Genomic DNA, 13883 nt, shown 5'->3' with positions numbered 1-13883 from the left:
CGTGTCCTAGTGATGTTGAATCTACACTTTTTGTATCGGAAAGACCTCGCTTGGCGCAATAAACTCTTGCTGCGCAGCAATGGTTTGTAGCTCCCATTCCCCACGATTTTGTGTCTCTTTTAGCACGCCATAACTGGCGTTATTGGCATGTTCAAACGCCTGCTCTGGCGACCAACCTTTTAACAGACCCGCAGTGAACAATGCAGAGATGAGATCGCCAACTCCGACCGCACTGTTTATCAAAATCTAGATGCGGGCGCTGGGCAATATAGCAGCCTTGTTTCGTCGCTAGCATCATGGTGAACTTTTCATTCGACACACTATGCAGGTGCTTAACCAGTACCATCTTTGGTCCCTTCGCTAAGGCTTTATGGCACGCAGTGACCGCATCTTCGAGGTTATTAATCGCCATGTCAGCGAATTGCCCTAGTTCAAATTGATTGGGCACGATCACATCGGCCATTGGCATGACGCGTTTGACTAAGTGTTCCGTTGTACCCGCGGGCACGATGCACCCTTTCTCTGGAGAGCCCATCACGGGATCGCAAACATAGATCGCGTCTGGGCTTTGTGCTTTGACCTTGTTCACCGCCTCAATAACAGCAAGACATTGCTCAGCACTGCCTTGGTAGCCCGATAAAACCGCCTGGCAATTAGCCAGTTGACCAATATTGTCGATGCCTAGTGATCAAAGCGTTGATGTCTTGCGCGGAAAAGGCTTGCCCAGTCCAACCTTGTTGATATTGGGTATGGTTGGAGAACTGAACGGTATGAATAGGCCAGACTTCAAACCCCATTCGTTGTAAGGGAAAAGTGGCTGAGCTATTGCCAGCGTGACCATAGACAACATGGGATTGAATGGAGATAACGCCCTTCATGGTGGCTCCTGATGATTGAATAGTAAGTACCCTGACTAATATGGGTGTGAAAGTGTATTCAAACAAGCGGTAGGTGTCGCAATATCCATACTATCTGCATAGTTTCTTCGCTTAAACATGATTAAAACGTGGGGTGCTGCTTTCTTAACCCATCGCTTGTTCTTATTTATTTGTGAATGACGACCTTTCAGACGCGCCCGTTATGCGTCAAGTGACTATGCGCACACTTGCTTATTTTGACTTGGGGTCAAGCATAGTCAGATATCCATTTCTGTGACGGCTATTTGTAATTCTATCATTAGTGTTGGTTGTGATTGAATATTTGCCATATTGGTCACATTTTGTTGCTGAAATATTAATATCAATAAAAACAGTGTCTTAAAAGAAAATTATGGTCAGCTTCATAAAAAAGCCTTTTCATAGTGTTATAAAATGGAATTTGATCAACACTTAATTCCGTATTATGGAATTCACTAGAGAGAAGACAATGCCTTTAATCAAAATTGAACAGCTTCAAAGCGAATATGAAAGAATTTTATTAGCTCGTGATATGCAGCCTGAAATGGCAACAAAACTCGCTGCAGGTTTTGTCGAAATGGCCAATGAAGGCACTTACTCTCACGGTATTAACCGTTTTCCTGTGTTTATCGAGCAAGTCGACAAAGGCCAAATTAAGCTCAATGAGTTACCTGAATGTGTCAATAGTATGGGCGCTTTAGAGCAATGGGACTGTAATTTCGGTCCAGGTGTATTAAATGGTTTGATTTGTTCAGAACGAGCGATGGAACTGGCGCGTGAGTACGGTATTGGCATGGTCGGCATGCGCAACTCTAACCACTGGATGCGTGGTGGTGCGTATGTTCTGAAAATGGCTCGTGAAGGTTTTGCGGGTATTGCGTCAACAAACTCTATTGCAGTTATGCCTGCGTGGGGTGGTAAGGATCACCGTGTGGGTTCAAACCCGCTCATTATGGCCATTGCTGGTGATCCACCGGTATTGGTTGACTGCTCAATGACACAGTTCTCGTACGGACAACTACAGAATTTTGTATTAGCAGACAAAGAGCTCCCTGTTGTGGGCGGCTTTGATGATAACGGTGAGCTAACCAAAGACCCACATGTGCTTTGGGAAAACAAGCGTCTGTTGCCAATGGGCTTTTGGAAGGGTTCTTCAATGGCGATCGTACTCGATATGATGCTAACTGCGATTACGGGTGGTAACTCAGTCCCTGCTCTGACGGAAGACATGGGTGGCGAGTTTGGTGTCTCTCAATTCCTCATTGCCATTGATTTAAGCAAAACCATGGACAAAGGCCAATACGCTCAAGAAATGAAGCGTATCCGTGATTATGTTCTTGCATCAGAACCTGCAGAAACAGGGTCGGTCATGATTGCTGGCTCAGAGATCCAAAACTTTATCGATAAGCACGCTCAAGCGGGTGGTATCGAAGTCCATGACGATATCTGGAACCAAATTACCGCGCTGTAATATAAGCGAAGGTCGGGAGAACTTTATGCAAAGTGTATTGAAGTGGATTTGGAATAGTATCGACGTCATCATGGCAGTCATTTTGACTGCGATGGTTGCTCTCGTCTTTGCTAATGTCGTATTACGTTACGGCTTCTCCTCTGGATTACGTCCTTCTGTTGAACTATCTCGCTTAGGTCTTGTATGGGTAGTCATGCTCGGTGCTGCTGTTGTGCTGCGCCGAGGTGAGCACCTTGCGGTGGCTGAATTTTCGGAAAAATTACTGCCGAAAGCGGTCCCGATACTAAGACGAATTTGTTGGGCGATTATCCTTGTTTCTGTTGGCATGCTTTATATCGGCTCTTATCGTCAAATGATGGCCAACTGGTCAGATATTTCGCAGCTGACAGGTCTTCCTTCCGCGTTGTTCTATTTAGCCGGTGTCGTTTCTGGTGCTCTGATGGGCGTTATCGCTTTAGTGCGAATTTTTAAACCAGAATGGCAACTGGATGTAGATGAGGAGAAAGAATAATGACGTTAGCCATTTTCTTAGCCGTATTACTGGTCTCTATTTTACTGGGGCTTCCAGTGGCCTTTGCCTTGTTGCTTTCATCAATGGCATTGATGGTACACATGGACTTTTTCAGTGCAGACATTCTTGCGCAGTCGTTAATCAATGGTGTTGATAGTTTTACCTTACTGGCGATTCCGTTTTTCCTAATTGCTTGAGGTGAAGTCATGGCTTCAGGTGGTCTGTCACAACGTATTGTGCGTCTTGCGACGACATACGTGGGGCATCGCCAAGGTGGTCTAGGTTACGTTGCTATTATGACGTCGGTGTTACTGGCAGGCCTGTCTGGCTCGGCGGTAGCTGATGCGGCGGCATTGGTTAGTATTCTCTACCCAATGATGAAAGCGGCAAAATACCCTGAAGCACCTTCCATGGGGCTGTTGGCCTCTGGTGGTATCATCGCCCCCGTTATTCCACCGTCTATCCCGCTGATTCTGGTAGGTGTTGCTGATTGGTATCTCGATTAAAAACTTGTTCCTAGGCGGTATCGTACCGGGTTTACTCATGGGCATGACGCTGATGTTTGTTTGGCGTTGGACCGTTCGTAAAGAAAACCTAGAAACGGCAGAAAAAGCGACAAAAGCAGAAAAACGAGCGGCGTTGAAAGATGGTATTTGGGCGCTGATGTTGCCTGTCATCATCATTGTCGGTATCCGCTTTGGTATTTTTACACCAACAGAAGCTGCAGTGGTTGCCGCAACGTACGCCATCTTTATTTCAACGTTCGTTTATCGTGAACTGACTATCAAACGTTTCTACCACATTGTGGTGAATGCCGGTCGCTCGACCGCGATGGTGATGTTCTTGGTCGGTTGCGCCATGGTTGCTGCTTGGCTGATTACGGTGGCTCAATTGCCACAGCAATTAGCTGAGATGTTAGGTCCGCTTGTCGACAGTCCGCGTCTACTGATGGCAGTCATCATGATATTGGTGCTGTGTGTTGGCATGGTGATGGACCTGAGTCCAACGATTCTCATCCTTGTTCCTTTATTAATGCCGGTTATCAAAATGGCGGGTATTGATCCAACGTATTTCGGTCTGTTGTTTGTCATTAACTGTTCAATTGGCCTAATCACGCCTCCTGTAGGCACTGTTCTAAACGTAGTTTGTGGTGTAGCTCGGGTACCGATGTCGACAGCAGTGAAAGGGGTCCTCCCATTCATTGGTGCCTACATGGTGCTACTCGCATTGTTTGTCATATTCCCAAGCATTATCACTGTGCCAATGTCGTTTGTCATTGGTTAACCCTCGATGGAGAAAATAATAATGAAATCCCTATTCAAAGTAGCACTGGTAGCATCGGCAATCGCAATGAGTTCAACTGCTATGTCGGCAACCACATTAAAACTCGCTCACGCGGCTCCAGAATCCGATCTGCAGCAAGATCTGTCTCTGTTCTTCAAGAAAGAAGTGGAAGCGCGTACGAACGGCGATATTAAAGTCAATATTTACCCGCAAGGTCAGCTCGGCAGTGATAAGCAGATGATCGATGGCTCTCGTGCAGGCATTGTTGATTTTGCAATGGTGGGCTTGAATAACTATAACGGCCTATTACCAGAGTCTGCGGCTTTCACTCTTCCTTTCATGTTCCCTAATCGTGAAACCGCATACAAAGTATTAGATGGCGAACCAGGAAAAGAGGTGCTGACTAGCCTCGAAGCGTTCGGTCTTAAAGGTTTGGGTTATCCAGAAAATGGCTACCGCAATATGACCAACAACGAAAAACCAATTCGCGTTCCAAGTGACGTGAAAGGTCTACAGATGCGAGTTAATGGTTCTAAAGCACTGAATGATATGTTCAATGAACTGGGTGCGAACCCACAACAACTGCCAGTCTCTGAGCTCTATACCGCGTTGGAAACGGGGGTTGTTGATTCTCAAGACCACCCAATTAGTGTGACTCTTTCGTTCAAGTTTAACGAAGTACAAAAGTACCTAAGCTTGACTCAACACGCTTACTCTCCTCTTGTTCTGACGATGAACCTTAAAAAGTTCAATAAGCTGAGCGATGAAGAGCAGAAAATCATCACGGAAGTGGCAGCAGAAGCGGTTGCGATGCAGCGTGAGCTGAGTATTGCCAAAGAAGACAAGATGATTGCGGACCTACAGGCAGGCGGTATGGAAGTGAACCGTGATGTGGATGGCGCAGCATTCCAAGCAGCGATTAAGCCAGTTTGGAAGGCGTTTGTAGCGAAAAACGGCGACGACATGATTAAGAAAATTGAAGTCGCAGCTCAGTAATTGCTACAGAAATGACAGTGACGGTTCAATGAATCGTCACTGGTGAAAGGATAGGTTGCTTAGCCAAGCCGTTAGGCAATCTATTCATAACAACGCTCTTCTTTCCCATCTATTTGCACTTTCGGTAGACAATTATGTATCAAGAATTAAAACAGCGCGTATTGGCGGCAAACCTGCAACTCCCTAAATATGGTCTGGTGACATTTACCTGGGGAAATGTATCGGAAATTGACAGAGAGAATGGCGTCATCGCGATAAAGCCGTCTGGGGTGGAATACGATGTGATGAGCGAAAATGACATTGTTATCGTTGATCTAGAAGGAAACCGTGTTGAAGGCGATCTCAACCCTTCAAGCGATACTGCGACACATATAGAACTCTACAAAGCGTTTCCAAACATTGGCGGTATTGTCCATACACACTCTCGTAATGCAACGATTTGGGCGCAAGCAGGCAAAGACATTCCTGCACTCGGTACCACGCATGCGGATTACTTCTACGGTGATGTGCCGTGTACTCGTCAGCTTACCCATGACGAAATTACCACGGATTACGAAAAGAATACCTACCTGGTAATCATCGAAGAATTCACTAAACGTCATATAGACCCTCAAGCTATGCCTGGTGCGATTATTGCCGGACATGCTCCATTTACATGGGGTAAAGATGGCTCTGACGCGGTGCATAATGCGGTCGTAATGGAAGAGGTTGCTGCGATGGCGACGGCCACGCGCTCTATTAGCCCCGAAGCGGCGATTCAGCCGGAGCTTTTAGATAAGCACTATAACCGTAAACACGGTAAAGACTCATACTACGGTCAGAAATAAGGACGTCTGCAATGCATAAATTATTGGCGTTGGATCTTGATGGCACGATGCTAAATTCACAGCACACAATCAGTGCGCCACTGGTTGAGGCCATTCAGCATCTAGCTAAGAAAACGCATGTTGTGATCGTGACTGGACGACATCATGTGGCTGCAAAACCCTATTACGAGCAGCTAGGCTTGAGCACGCCAATTATTTGTTGTAACGGCACCTATATTTTTGACTATGCCAATGACCGCGTTATCAAAGAAAACGCCATCACTAAAGCGCGGGCGAGCGAGTTCATTCAGCTTTCAGAGCAGCACGACTTGAAAATGGTGATGTATGTTCGAGATGCAATGCTGTATTCAAACAAGCGACCTATCGCGTATATGGAGGCATTGTCTGCTTGGGCGCAATCCTTTCCTGAAGGCAGTCAGCCCAGCATTTTACGTGTCGATGACTTTAGGAAAGAACTTCAATCTACCGATTATGTATGGAAGTTCGTCGTAGAAGGTGGCGATATCGATGCATTTTCAGCGCTTGAATGTATTGATACGCACTTTAATGGCGAACGTTCTTGGGTTGACCGTGTCGATTTTTCTGCCGCGGGTAACAGCAAAGGCAACGCATTGACTCACTATATTCAAACGCTGGGCATTACCTTGGAGGAGTGCGTGGCGGTGGGGGATAACCACAATGATATTTCGATGTTGACGCTAGCGGGCTTGGGGATCGCCATGAACAATGCCGATCAGACTGTCAAAAATGCCGCGAATCTGGTGACAGACCATAGCAACGACCACGAGTCGGGTCTTGCCACACTTTTACAGCGGCTATTCTAATAGAGAAGTTTTATGTTAGTTGGAACTACCCAAAAGCAAATCATCACAACCACGTACCCGCAGGCTGTACAAAACATCCTTGGGTATTTAAACCGCATTGACCTTGATGCCTTAGATCTAGGTCGCCATGACATTCCTAATTTTGACAGTAAGCAAGCGTGGTTTGTTGTTCTGGAATATGAAAAAGAGCCGCTTGAAAACTTTCAGCCAGAGGTCCACAAGTACCACTCTGATTTGCAGATAGTATTACGTGGTTCAGAAACTATGGCGTGGTCTTTGGATTCAGGGCAGCACAAAAATGCAGACGCTTATAACGAGGTTCGTGATCTGCAATTTTACCAGTTTGATGGCATTCAATTGAATTTCATTGAGGCCAGCCCGCACCAGTTTTATCTCTTCACGCCAAATGTGGTTCATGTAACCAATATTGAAAATGGTACTGGTGGTGTGGTGCGTAAACTCGTCGTCAAAATTCACAATGATTTGTTGGAAGCGAAGTAATGAACTACTACATCGGAATTGATTCTGGCGGCACGTTTATGAAAGCCGCCCTCTTTGATGCAAAAGGGGTTCAGCATGGTTTGGCTCGTGTCTCTGCCAGTGTGATTAATGACAAACAAGGTTGGGTAGAGCGGGATCTCGATGCTCTTTGGGGCAATGCCGTAACGGTCATTAAGCAGCTTATTGAAACAACAGGAATCGACGCGACCACAATCAAAGGCGTCAGCATTTCAGCACAAGGTAAAGGGGTTTACCTACTGGATAAGCAAGGCGAAAACCTTGGTTACGGGATTATGTCTTCCGACTCTCGCTCATTGCCTATCGTAAAAGAATGGCTCGCTCAGGGCAAAGCACAAGCCATTTATCCCACCACCTTACAGACGTTGTGGACAGGGCATCCCGTATCGATTATCCGCTGGATAAAAGAGAATGACGCTAAGCGTTACGCCAACATCGGCGCCATCATGATGGCGCATGATTATTTGCGCTATCGCCTGACGGGAGAAGTGGGCGCGGAAATTACCAACATGTCGGAAAGTAATTTTTTTAACGCGATAACTGGCGAGTACGACAAAGCCTTACTGGAAACGTTTGGTATTGAAGAAGTCTGGGATGCGTTACCAACCATTGTTGGTTCCGATCAGCCTGCTGGAAAGATTACTCAAGATGTGGCGAGCGAAACGGGTTTAGCGGCTATGTACTCCCGTCTTTGGTGGGCTGTTTGATGTGGTTTCAACGGCGATTTGCTCTGGCATTAATTCAAACGAAGACACGCTCAACTACGTCATGGGCACGTGGTCTGTCACTTCAGGAATCACAAAACAGGTCACGCAACAGGACCATAACTTTGTTTATGGGCATTACGCCGTGGACGGTGAGTACATTGTCCATGAAGCGAGTCCCACTTCCGCAGGTAACTATGAGTGGTTTGCTGATTACCTTGGTGAAAATGGTGAATTGGACCATGCAGTGAATCAAAGCTTGGTGGCAGAGCTCGAGTCAGCAAGCAGCAGTGTTTTCTTTGTGCCTTTCTTATATGGCTCAAACCAAGGTTTAGGTTTGAAGTCTGGATTTTATGGTCTTCAGTCGCATCATACCAAAGGTCATCTGATTCAAGCCATTTGGGAGGGCATCTTATTTTGCCATAACCTTCATTTACAGCGCATGCGTGTTCGATTCCCGAATGCCAGCGTACTCAAAGTGACGGGCGGTCCAGCATCAAGCCCAATATGGATGCAGATGCTAGCTGACTTAACTGGGATGACGGTAGAAGTCTCCGATGTGGATGAAACGGGATCGTTGGGAGCAGCGATGGTGGCGATGGTCGGCTCTGGAGAATTTGCTTCGCTAGAAGCTTGTTGCCAATCACTCGGCGTTGCGTCATCACGAATTTCACCGAATAAAGACAATGTTGAACGCTACCAACGTAAGTACCAAAAGTATCAGCGTTTAGTACAACTATTTAAACAATTTGAGGATGAGTTCGATGTCTAAACCTTTATTACAAATGGCGCTAGACGCCACGGATATTGATACTGCGTTAGCCTCTGTAGAGCACGTTGCTAATCAACTGGATATTATCGAAGTCGGCACCATTTTGGCCTTTGCCCATGGTGTTGAGAGCGTCAGTATTCTCAGAAAAAAATACCCTGATCATATTATTGTTTGTGACATGAAAATTACCGATGCCAGTGCGATTTTGTCTCGACTGGCCATGGAAGCGGGGGCGAACTGGGTGACGGTTAGCGCTGCAGCACATATTGAAACGATCCGCGCAGCCAAAAAAGTGACGGACGAATTCAATGGTGAAGTGCAAATTGAGCTGTATGGTCACTGGACATTGGAAGATGCCAAAGCGTGGGTCGACATGGGTATTACCCAAGCCATTTACCACCGTTCGCGTGATGCCGAGTTGGCTGGGGTCAGTTGGACCGAAGCAGATTTAGAAAAAATGCATAAATTATCAGAGCTTGGAATTGAACTATCGATAACTGGTGGTATTGTTCCAGAGGATCTGCATTTGTTTAAACACCTTTCCGCTAAAGCATTTATCGCAGGTAGAGCATTAGCCGGAGAAAATGGTTGTGAGATTGCAGAGACTTTTCATTCCGAAATAGGCAAGCACTGGTAGAACACATATGAGTGAACAAATTAAATCGTTGTCGAAAGCTTTGACCGTACTGGAATTCTTGGGTGAGTACCCAAATGGGGTTTCATTGCAAAAAATATCTGAAGGGACGGGATTTAATAAATCATCTATCCATCGAATTTTAGCGACCTTTGAAGCCTCTGGCTATGTTGCTCAAATGTGTTCTGGTAAAGAGTATCGCTTGACGATGAAGCTCGTTCATCTCGGTCATGCGGCGATTAACTCGGATGTCACAGGGGTCGTGAAACCTTACCTTGCTGAGCTACTGACGGAGGTCAATGAAACGGTTAACTTCCTGTCTTTTGATGCAGATAACATCATTTTCAAAGATAAGTTTGAGCCAGCGGATGCGTCATTCCGAACGCGAACGTATGTGGGGTTGCATTCACCAATGTATTGCTCCGCCGCGGGTAAGTGTTATTTGGCATTTAGCTCTGATGCAGTACGAGAAGCCTATTGGCAGCGTAATGCCAGCACCATGAAGCCGCTGACAGAAAACACAATATTAGATCGAGGGTTATTCTTTGATGTCCTCGATGATATTAAAGCGCGCGGTTATGCCTTAGATGATGAAGAAAATGAGGCAGGTATTTCATGCGTTGCTGTACCTATTTTTGACAAGAATAAGTCTCCAGTCTATGCGGTGAGTGTGTCTTCGCTGACACCGAAGATGAAGGCGCTTGGCTATGAAGCGCTAGCGAAGAAAGTACAAACCATCACTAGAGCCGCATTGAACAACAACTTTACGAAAGGAACAAAGATGTTTGATTCAAAAAACAAATTCAGATTAGGTATTTATGAAAAAGCGATGCTTAGCGTCACTGACGTGGGAGGAGCGTCTGTTACACGCCAAAGAGGCAGGGTTTGATTTCGTCGAAATCTCGGTGGATGAAACGGATGAGCGACGAGCGCGTCTCGATTGGTCCGACGAAGAGATTTATGCGCTGCGTCATCTGTGTGAAAAACACGGTTTGCCATTGCAATCCATGTGTTTGAGTGCGCACCGTAAGTTTCCTTTTGGCTCCATGGATGACGCCGTTCGCAATGAATCCTTAGTGATCATGGAAAAAGCGATCGCATTGGCTTATAAGCTGGGTATTCGTTGCATACAGATGGCGGGTTACGATGTGTACTATGAGCCGCAATCACAAGACACACACCTTCGTTTTATCGATGGGATGAAGCAAGCCACAAAAATGGCTGAGCGTGCTGGCATCATGTTGGGTGTGGAAATTATGGATACCCCCTACCTAAACTCGCTGAGTAAATTTGAAGTGCTGAAACGCGAAATTCCATCGCCTTACTTCATGGCTTATCCCGATGTTGGGAACATCACGGGCTGGAACTACGATGTGTGTACTGAGCTTAGACTGAGTCGGGATCATCTTGTGCAGGTTCATTTAAAAGATACGCTGCGTGTGTCTGAAACGTCAAAAGGGCAATTCCGCGATCTTGTGATTGGAGAAGGACAAGTGGATTTCCCTGCCATCTTTAAGACGCTGGCGGAAATAGAGTATAGCGCACCACTTGTGATCGAAATGTGGGCTCAAAATGACAACTGGTTCGAAGATATCAAGCAGGCGAAAGCGAAGTTGAAGACCCTTGCAAATGATGTGGGTTTTGAGTTGTAAGCCCTCTCCAATTTTTGACTAAACGGACGTGAGCACATGACCATTTTAAGAACCGCTTTTTTTGAAGCCGATTTATCCGACGCGCAAAAGCAAGACTTCTATCAGTATATGGAACAGGAAGTGGTGCCGATTATCCGTACCTTTCCAAATAACCAAGGAGTGATCCTCAACAAGCCAGAGGCGATTGAGGCAGAAGGGCTTCAGCAGCTATTGTTGATGATGCAGCATAGCTACGCTGATCAAGAGACAATGGATGCTGCGTTGGCATCGGAAGCTCGAGTTAAGAGCATGCATGCTACAAAAGCGATCATCGATAAGTACAATATCCGAGTTCACCACATTAACTTTGTGCGTGACTAGTTAGTACGGTGCCATATAAGAAAGCAGAAGGTTTCCTTCTGCTTTTTTTCTTCATGGCTGGCCTCCATCTAGTGATTTTACTAGGTCAATCCCTTTCGAGGTGCAGAATGTCTTCTTTAGCCAAAAGAGATTCAGCGTTGGTGTTATTGTCGTTGATTTTTTCATTTGGGGACTGATCACGGTGGTCAGTAACTCTCTTATTCCACACTACAAAGCGGTATTCGCGTTGGATTATAAGACTGCGATGCTGTTTCCGATGGCGTTCTTCATCTCTCGTATCGCGGTATCGATTCCTACCTCGTTTGTGATGGCAAAAATCGGCTATAAAGCGACGTTACAATATTGTTTATTTTGGTGTTTTGGTGGCTGTTTAGTGATGGCCTATTTGGTTCAGTCTGAAGAATTACTGCTGACGTTAGTGGGTATTTTCATCATGGCATCGGGTATCTCCGCGATCCAAGTGGTGAGTTCTCCTTATGTGTCATTGTTGGCCTCACCGGAAAAAAGTATCCGTCGTCAAAGCATTGCGACTGCTTCAAACTCTATCGGCACCGTACTTGGGCCGATTGCGTTAAGTGCAGTGATAATTGCTGCGAGTGGGATGGGGTACTTCAAAACAGCGGAACAGATTTCGATATTGTTTCTGTGCATTAGTTTGTTTTTTCTCACTCTGATTCTTTATTTTCGAGCGATCGATTTACCTGATATTCAACCTAATGTTCGTCGCGGATTTTGGAAAGGGCTGGGGGCACTTATTAAGCAGGCTGATTTTATGAAATTGGCTCTGGTTCTGCTTCTATATATTGGGGTCGAAGTGTGTTTTGGTACGTTTACTATTACCTATCTGGCCGATGAAAACTATGGTGATCTCGGACTCGTACGAGCTACGCAAATCATAGCAGGCTATTGGGCATTGATGTTTTTAGGGCGTTTAATGTTTGCCAAGTATGGTTCTCGAATCAATAGCCTACGTCTGTTCATCATCATGTGCAGTGTATCGATTATGATCTGTTTATTGGCAATACTAATCACGGATGTGTTTATTGGCTATGTGTTAATTTGTGTGGGGCTATGCAATTCAACCCTGTACCCGATCATTTATGCACGAGCGCTGAGCACGGCAAAGCAATACAGCTCGCAAGGGGCGGCGATATTAATTATGTGTTCCATTGGAGGGGCGCTATTACCGCTTGCGCAAGCGACGATGGTGGATCTTGTGGGACTTAGAGTGAGTTATTGGCTGCCGGCAATCAGTTACTTATTAATGATAGGGCTGTTTGTTCAGACCGCTACCCAGGTAACCGCTCAGACAAAAACTTAAATAACAAAGACGCGTGTTTCGAAGGAATAAGCTGTCAGTGGCAAGTGCCGCCACTGATCACACTTAATGCGCATTGGGAGTGAAATTAAACCCAAGCTGAAGCGAGTAGTAACACCATGGCTGTCATCGCAACACCTGATTTTACAAAAAATAGAACTTCAGAAGCCAAAGATGAAGCTGGCATTTGAAGCCGGTTGAGAAGCCGCGATGTCATGGGTAATAGTTGTAGTATTCATACGTTTATTCTCATTGATTGTGTGATCTATGGCGAATTATGAACCTAATTGTGACCGTGGTCAATGTAAGTTGTACTTTAATTACACAATGAGGTGGTGCGGAATAAACTTAGAATGGTGAAAAATAGGCAATATGATTACAGGAAAACAGAGCCTTCCCTTTATCGTATTGTGAATTATTGGGGCGACAGAGGCTATTTATCCCTGTGCTTTATTGGCAGGAAAGAAGTCAATGATGTCGCCTTGCGCCACTAAATAACAGTCCATCCCTGCACGATTGGCAGCCTGACGTCCAATGATTGTGTCTTCAAAAACCACACAGTCAGGAGCAGGCAGTGACAATTGCTGGGCGACTTTTTCAAAGGTGTCTGGATTAGGTTTATGGTTTTCCACGTCGTCAGAGGTGACGAGTACCTGAACCATGCTAAGAATATCTGTTGTGTCGAGTATTTCTTTGGCATGTTTATATTGCGCACCCGTACCAATGCCAATCGGTTTGTTTTTGTAATTTTCTTTCAGGATCGTGTAGATCTTCGGGATGATGTCACCCTTGTTCTCAATACCTTCAAATACGTTAACTTTATGCCGGGTAATGGCTTGGGCATCGAGATCAAGGGGGTAGCGTTTGAGGATTTCTAGTGTCACCTTGCGTGATGGCATTCCCCCGAGTTGATCGAGCCATTCCTTATCATAAGGAATATTGAACGCCCGGCAGGTCGACTCCCATGCGGTAGCGTGCGCGACCATGGAATTCACCAATGTGCCGTCTAGGTCAAAAATGATGCCTTGGTATTTGTCTAAATTCAGCATGAACGTGCACCTTAAATGACGTTATCGTTTTGTTGGTAATATCTTCGGCTGAGGAGGCCGAGCGTA

The 13883-nt window shown here is 45.7% G+C and carries 10 protein-coding genes and 5 pseudogenes; 13 read left to right on the top strand and 2 right to left on the bottom strand.

Annotated features, from left to right (window positions below; translation table 11 throughout):
- Nucleotides 1-21: 21 nt before the first annotated feature.
- A pseudogene (gene pdxY / locus AC0L66_RS00525) lies at nucleotides 22-878 on the bottom strand (pyridoxal kinase PdxY).
- A 487-nt stretch (nucleotides 879-1365) separates the two neighbouring features.
- On the opposite strand from pdxY, the gene yiaK reads away from it, so the two are divergent.
- From yiaK to AC0L66_RS00460, 13 genes and pseudogenes are all read left to right on the top strand, one after another.
- Complete coding sequence (gene yiaK / locus AC0L66_RS00520) at nucleotides 1366-2367, top strand: 3-dehydro-L-gulonate 2-dehydrogenase (RefSeq protein WP_265675152.1); 1002 nt, start codon at nucleotides 1366-1368, stop codon at nucleotides 2365-2367.
- 25 nt (nucleotides 2368-2392) lie between these two features.
- Nucleotides 2393-2878, top strand: a complete 486-nt coding sequence (locus AC0L66_RS00515; protein WP_265675153.1) for a TRAP transporter small permease — start codon at nucleotides 2393-2395, stop codon at nucleotides 2876-2878.
- Nucleotides 2878-4162: pseudogene (locus tag AC0L66_RS00510) on the top strand (TRAP transporter large permease subunit). The gene AC0L66_RS00515 and the pseudogene AC0L66_RS00510 overlap by 1 nt, the downstream one beginning before the upstream one ends.
- 21 nt (nucleotides 4163-4183) lie before the next feature.
- Nucleotides 4184-5158 carry a TRAP transporter substrate-binding protein gene (locus AC0L66_RS00505; RefSeq protein ID WP_250618847.1) on the top strand — a complete coding sequence of 325 codons (975 nt, stop codon included), beginning with the start codon at nucleotides 4184-4186 and terminating at the stop codon, nucleotides 5156-5158.
- A 134-nt stretch (nucleotides 5159-5292) separates the two neighbouring features.
- Nucleotides 5293-5985, top strand: a complete 693-nt coding sequence (locus tag AC0L66_RS00500) for an L-ribulose-5-phosphate 4-epimerase (RefSeq protein WP_473568057.1) — start codon at nucleotides 5293-5295, stop codon at nucleotides 5983-5985.
- An 11-nt stretch (nucleotides 5986-5996) separates the two neighbouring features.
- A complete protein-coding gene (locus tag AC0L66_RS00495; protein WP_473568056.1) occupies nucleotides 5997-6809 on the top strand; it encodes a Cof-type HAD-IIB family hydrolase in 813 nt (270 codons plus the stop codon).
- 12 nt (nucleotides 6810-6821) lie between these two features.
- On the top strand, nucleotides 6822-7310 hold the full coding sequence (locus tag AC0L66_RS00490) for a NanQ anomerase/TabA/YiaL family protein (RefSeq protein ID WP_473568055.1): 489 nt from the start codon (nucleotides 6822-6824) through the stop codon (nucleotides 7308-7310).
- A pseudogene (locus AC0L66_RS00485) lies at nucleotides 7310-8804 on the top strand (FGGY-family carbohydrate kinase). The gene AC0L66_RS00490 and the pseudogene AC0L66_RS00485 overlap by 1 nt, the downstream one beginning before the upstream one ends.
- On the top strand, nucleotides 8797-9441 hold the full coding sequence (locus tag AC0L66_RS00480; RefSeq protein WP_265675159.1) for a 3-keto-L-gulonate-6-phosphate decarboxylase UlaD: 645 nt from the start codon (nucleotides 8797-8799) through the stop codon (nucleotides 9439-9441). Before AC0L66_RS00485 ends, AC0L66_RS00480 begins: the two are co-directional and overlap by 8 nt.
- A gap of 7 nt (nucleotides 9442-9448) precedes the next feature.
- Nucleotides 9449-10123 (top strand): annotated as a pseudogene (locus tag AC0L66_RS00475) (IclR family transcriptional regulator); the annotation flags it as partial.
- A gap of 96 nt (nucleotides 10124-10219) precedes the next feature.
- A pseudogene (locus AC0L66_RS00470) lies at nucleotides 10220-11090 on the top strand (L-ribulose-5-phosphate 3-epimerase).
- Nucleotides 11091-11126: 36 nt separating this feature from the next.
- The gene (locus tag AC0L66_RS00465; protein WP_265675162.1) at nucleotides 11127-11450 is read left to right on the top strand and encodes a hypothetical protein; all 324 of its coding nucleotides are present in this window, start codon (nucleotides 11127-11129) and stop codon (nucleotides 11448-11450) included.
- 181 nt (nucleotides 11451-11631) lie between these two features.
- Nucleotides 11632-12771 (top strand): MFS transporter, encoded by a 1140-nt coding sequence (locus AC0L66_RS00460; protein ID WP_473568054.1) that lies wholly within the window; start codon nucleotides 11632-11634, stop codon nucleotides 12769-12771.
- A gap of 434 nt (nucleotides 12772-13205) precedes the next feature.
- On the opposite strand, the gene AC0L66_RS00455 is transcribed toward AC0L66_RS00460, so the two are convergent.
- Nucleotides 13206-13817 (bottom strand): beta-phosphoglucomutase family hydrolase, encoded by a 612-nt coding sequence (locus AC0L66_RS00455; protein ID WP_473568052.1) that lies wholly within the window; start codon nucleotides 13815-13817, stop codon nucleotides 13206-13208.
- Between the last annotated feature and the right edge of the window lie 66 nt (nucleotides 13818-13883).

Source organism: Vibrio sp. GJ43-1 (genome assembly GCF_055808835.1).
This window is presented reverse-complemented; position numbering and strand designations above follow the sequence as displayed.

What these genes read in the sequence shown, in the direction of transcription:
- yiaK (WP_265675152.1), top strand. Translation starts at nt 1,366, where the DNA reads ATGCCTTTAATCAAAATTGAACAGCTTCAAAGCGAATATGAAAGAATT.
- AC0L66_RS00515 (WP_265675153.1), top strand. Translation starts at nt 2,393, where the DNA reads ATGCAAAGTGTATTGAAGTGGATTTGGAATAGTATCGACGTCATCATG.
- AC0L66_RS00505 (WP_250618847.1), top strand. Translation starts at nt 4,184, where the DNA reads ATGAAATCCCTATTCAAAGTAGCACTGGTAGCATCGGCAATCGCAATG.
- AC0L66_RS00500 (WP_473568057.1), top strand. Translation starts at nt 5,293, where the DNA reads ATGTATCAAGAATTAAAACAGCGCGTATTGGCGGCAAACCTGCAACTC.
- AC0L66_RS00495 (WP_473568056.1), top strand. Translation starts at nt 5,997, where the DNA reads ATGCATAAATTATTGGCGTTGGATCTTGATGGCACGATGCTAAATTCA.
- AC0L66_RS00490 (WP_473568055.1), top strand. Translation starts at nt 6,822, where the DNA reads ATGTTAGTTGGAACTACCCAAAAGCAAATCATCACAACCACGTACCCG.
- AC0L66_RS00480 (WP_265675159.1), top strand. Translation starts at nt 8,797, where the DNA reads ATGTCTAAACCTTTATTACAAATGGCGCTAGACGCCACGGATATTGAT.
- AC0L66_RS00465 (WP_265675162.1), top strand. Translation starts at nt 11,127, where the DNA reads ATGACCATTTTAAGAACCGCTTTTTTTGAAGCCGATTTATCCGACGCG.
- AC0L66_RS00455 (WP_473568052.1), bottom strand. Translation starts at nt 13,817, where the DNA reads ATGCTGAATTTAGACAAATACCAAGGCATCATTTTTGACCTAGACGGC.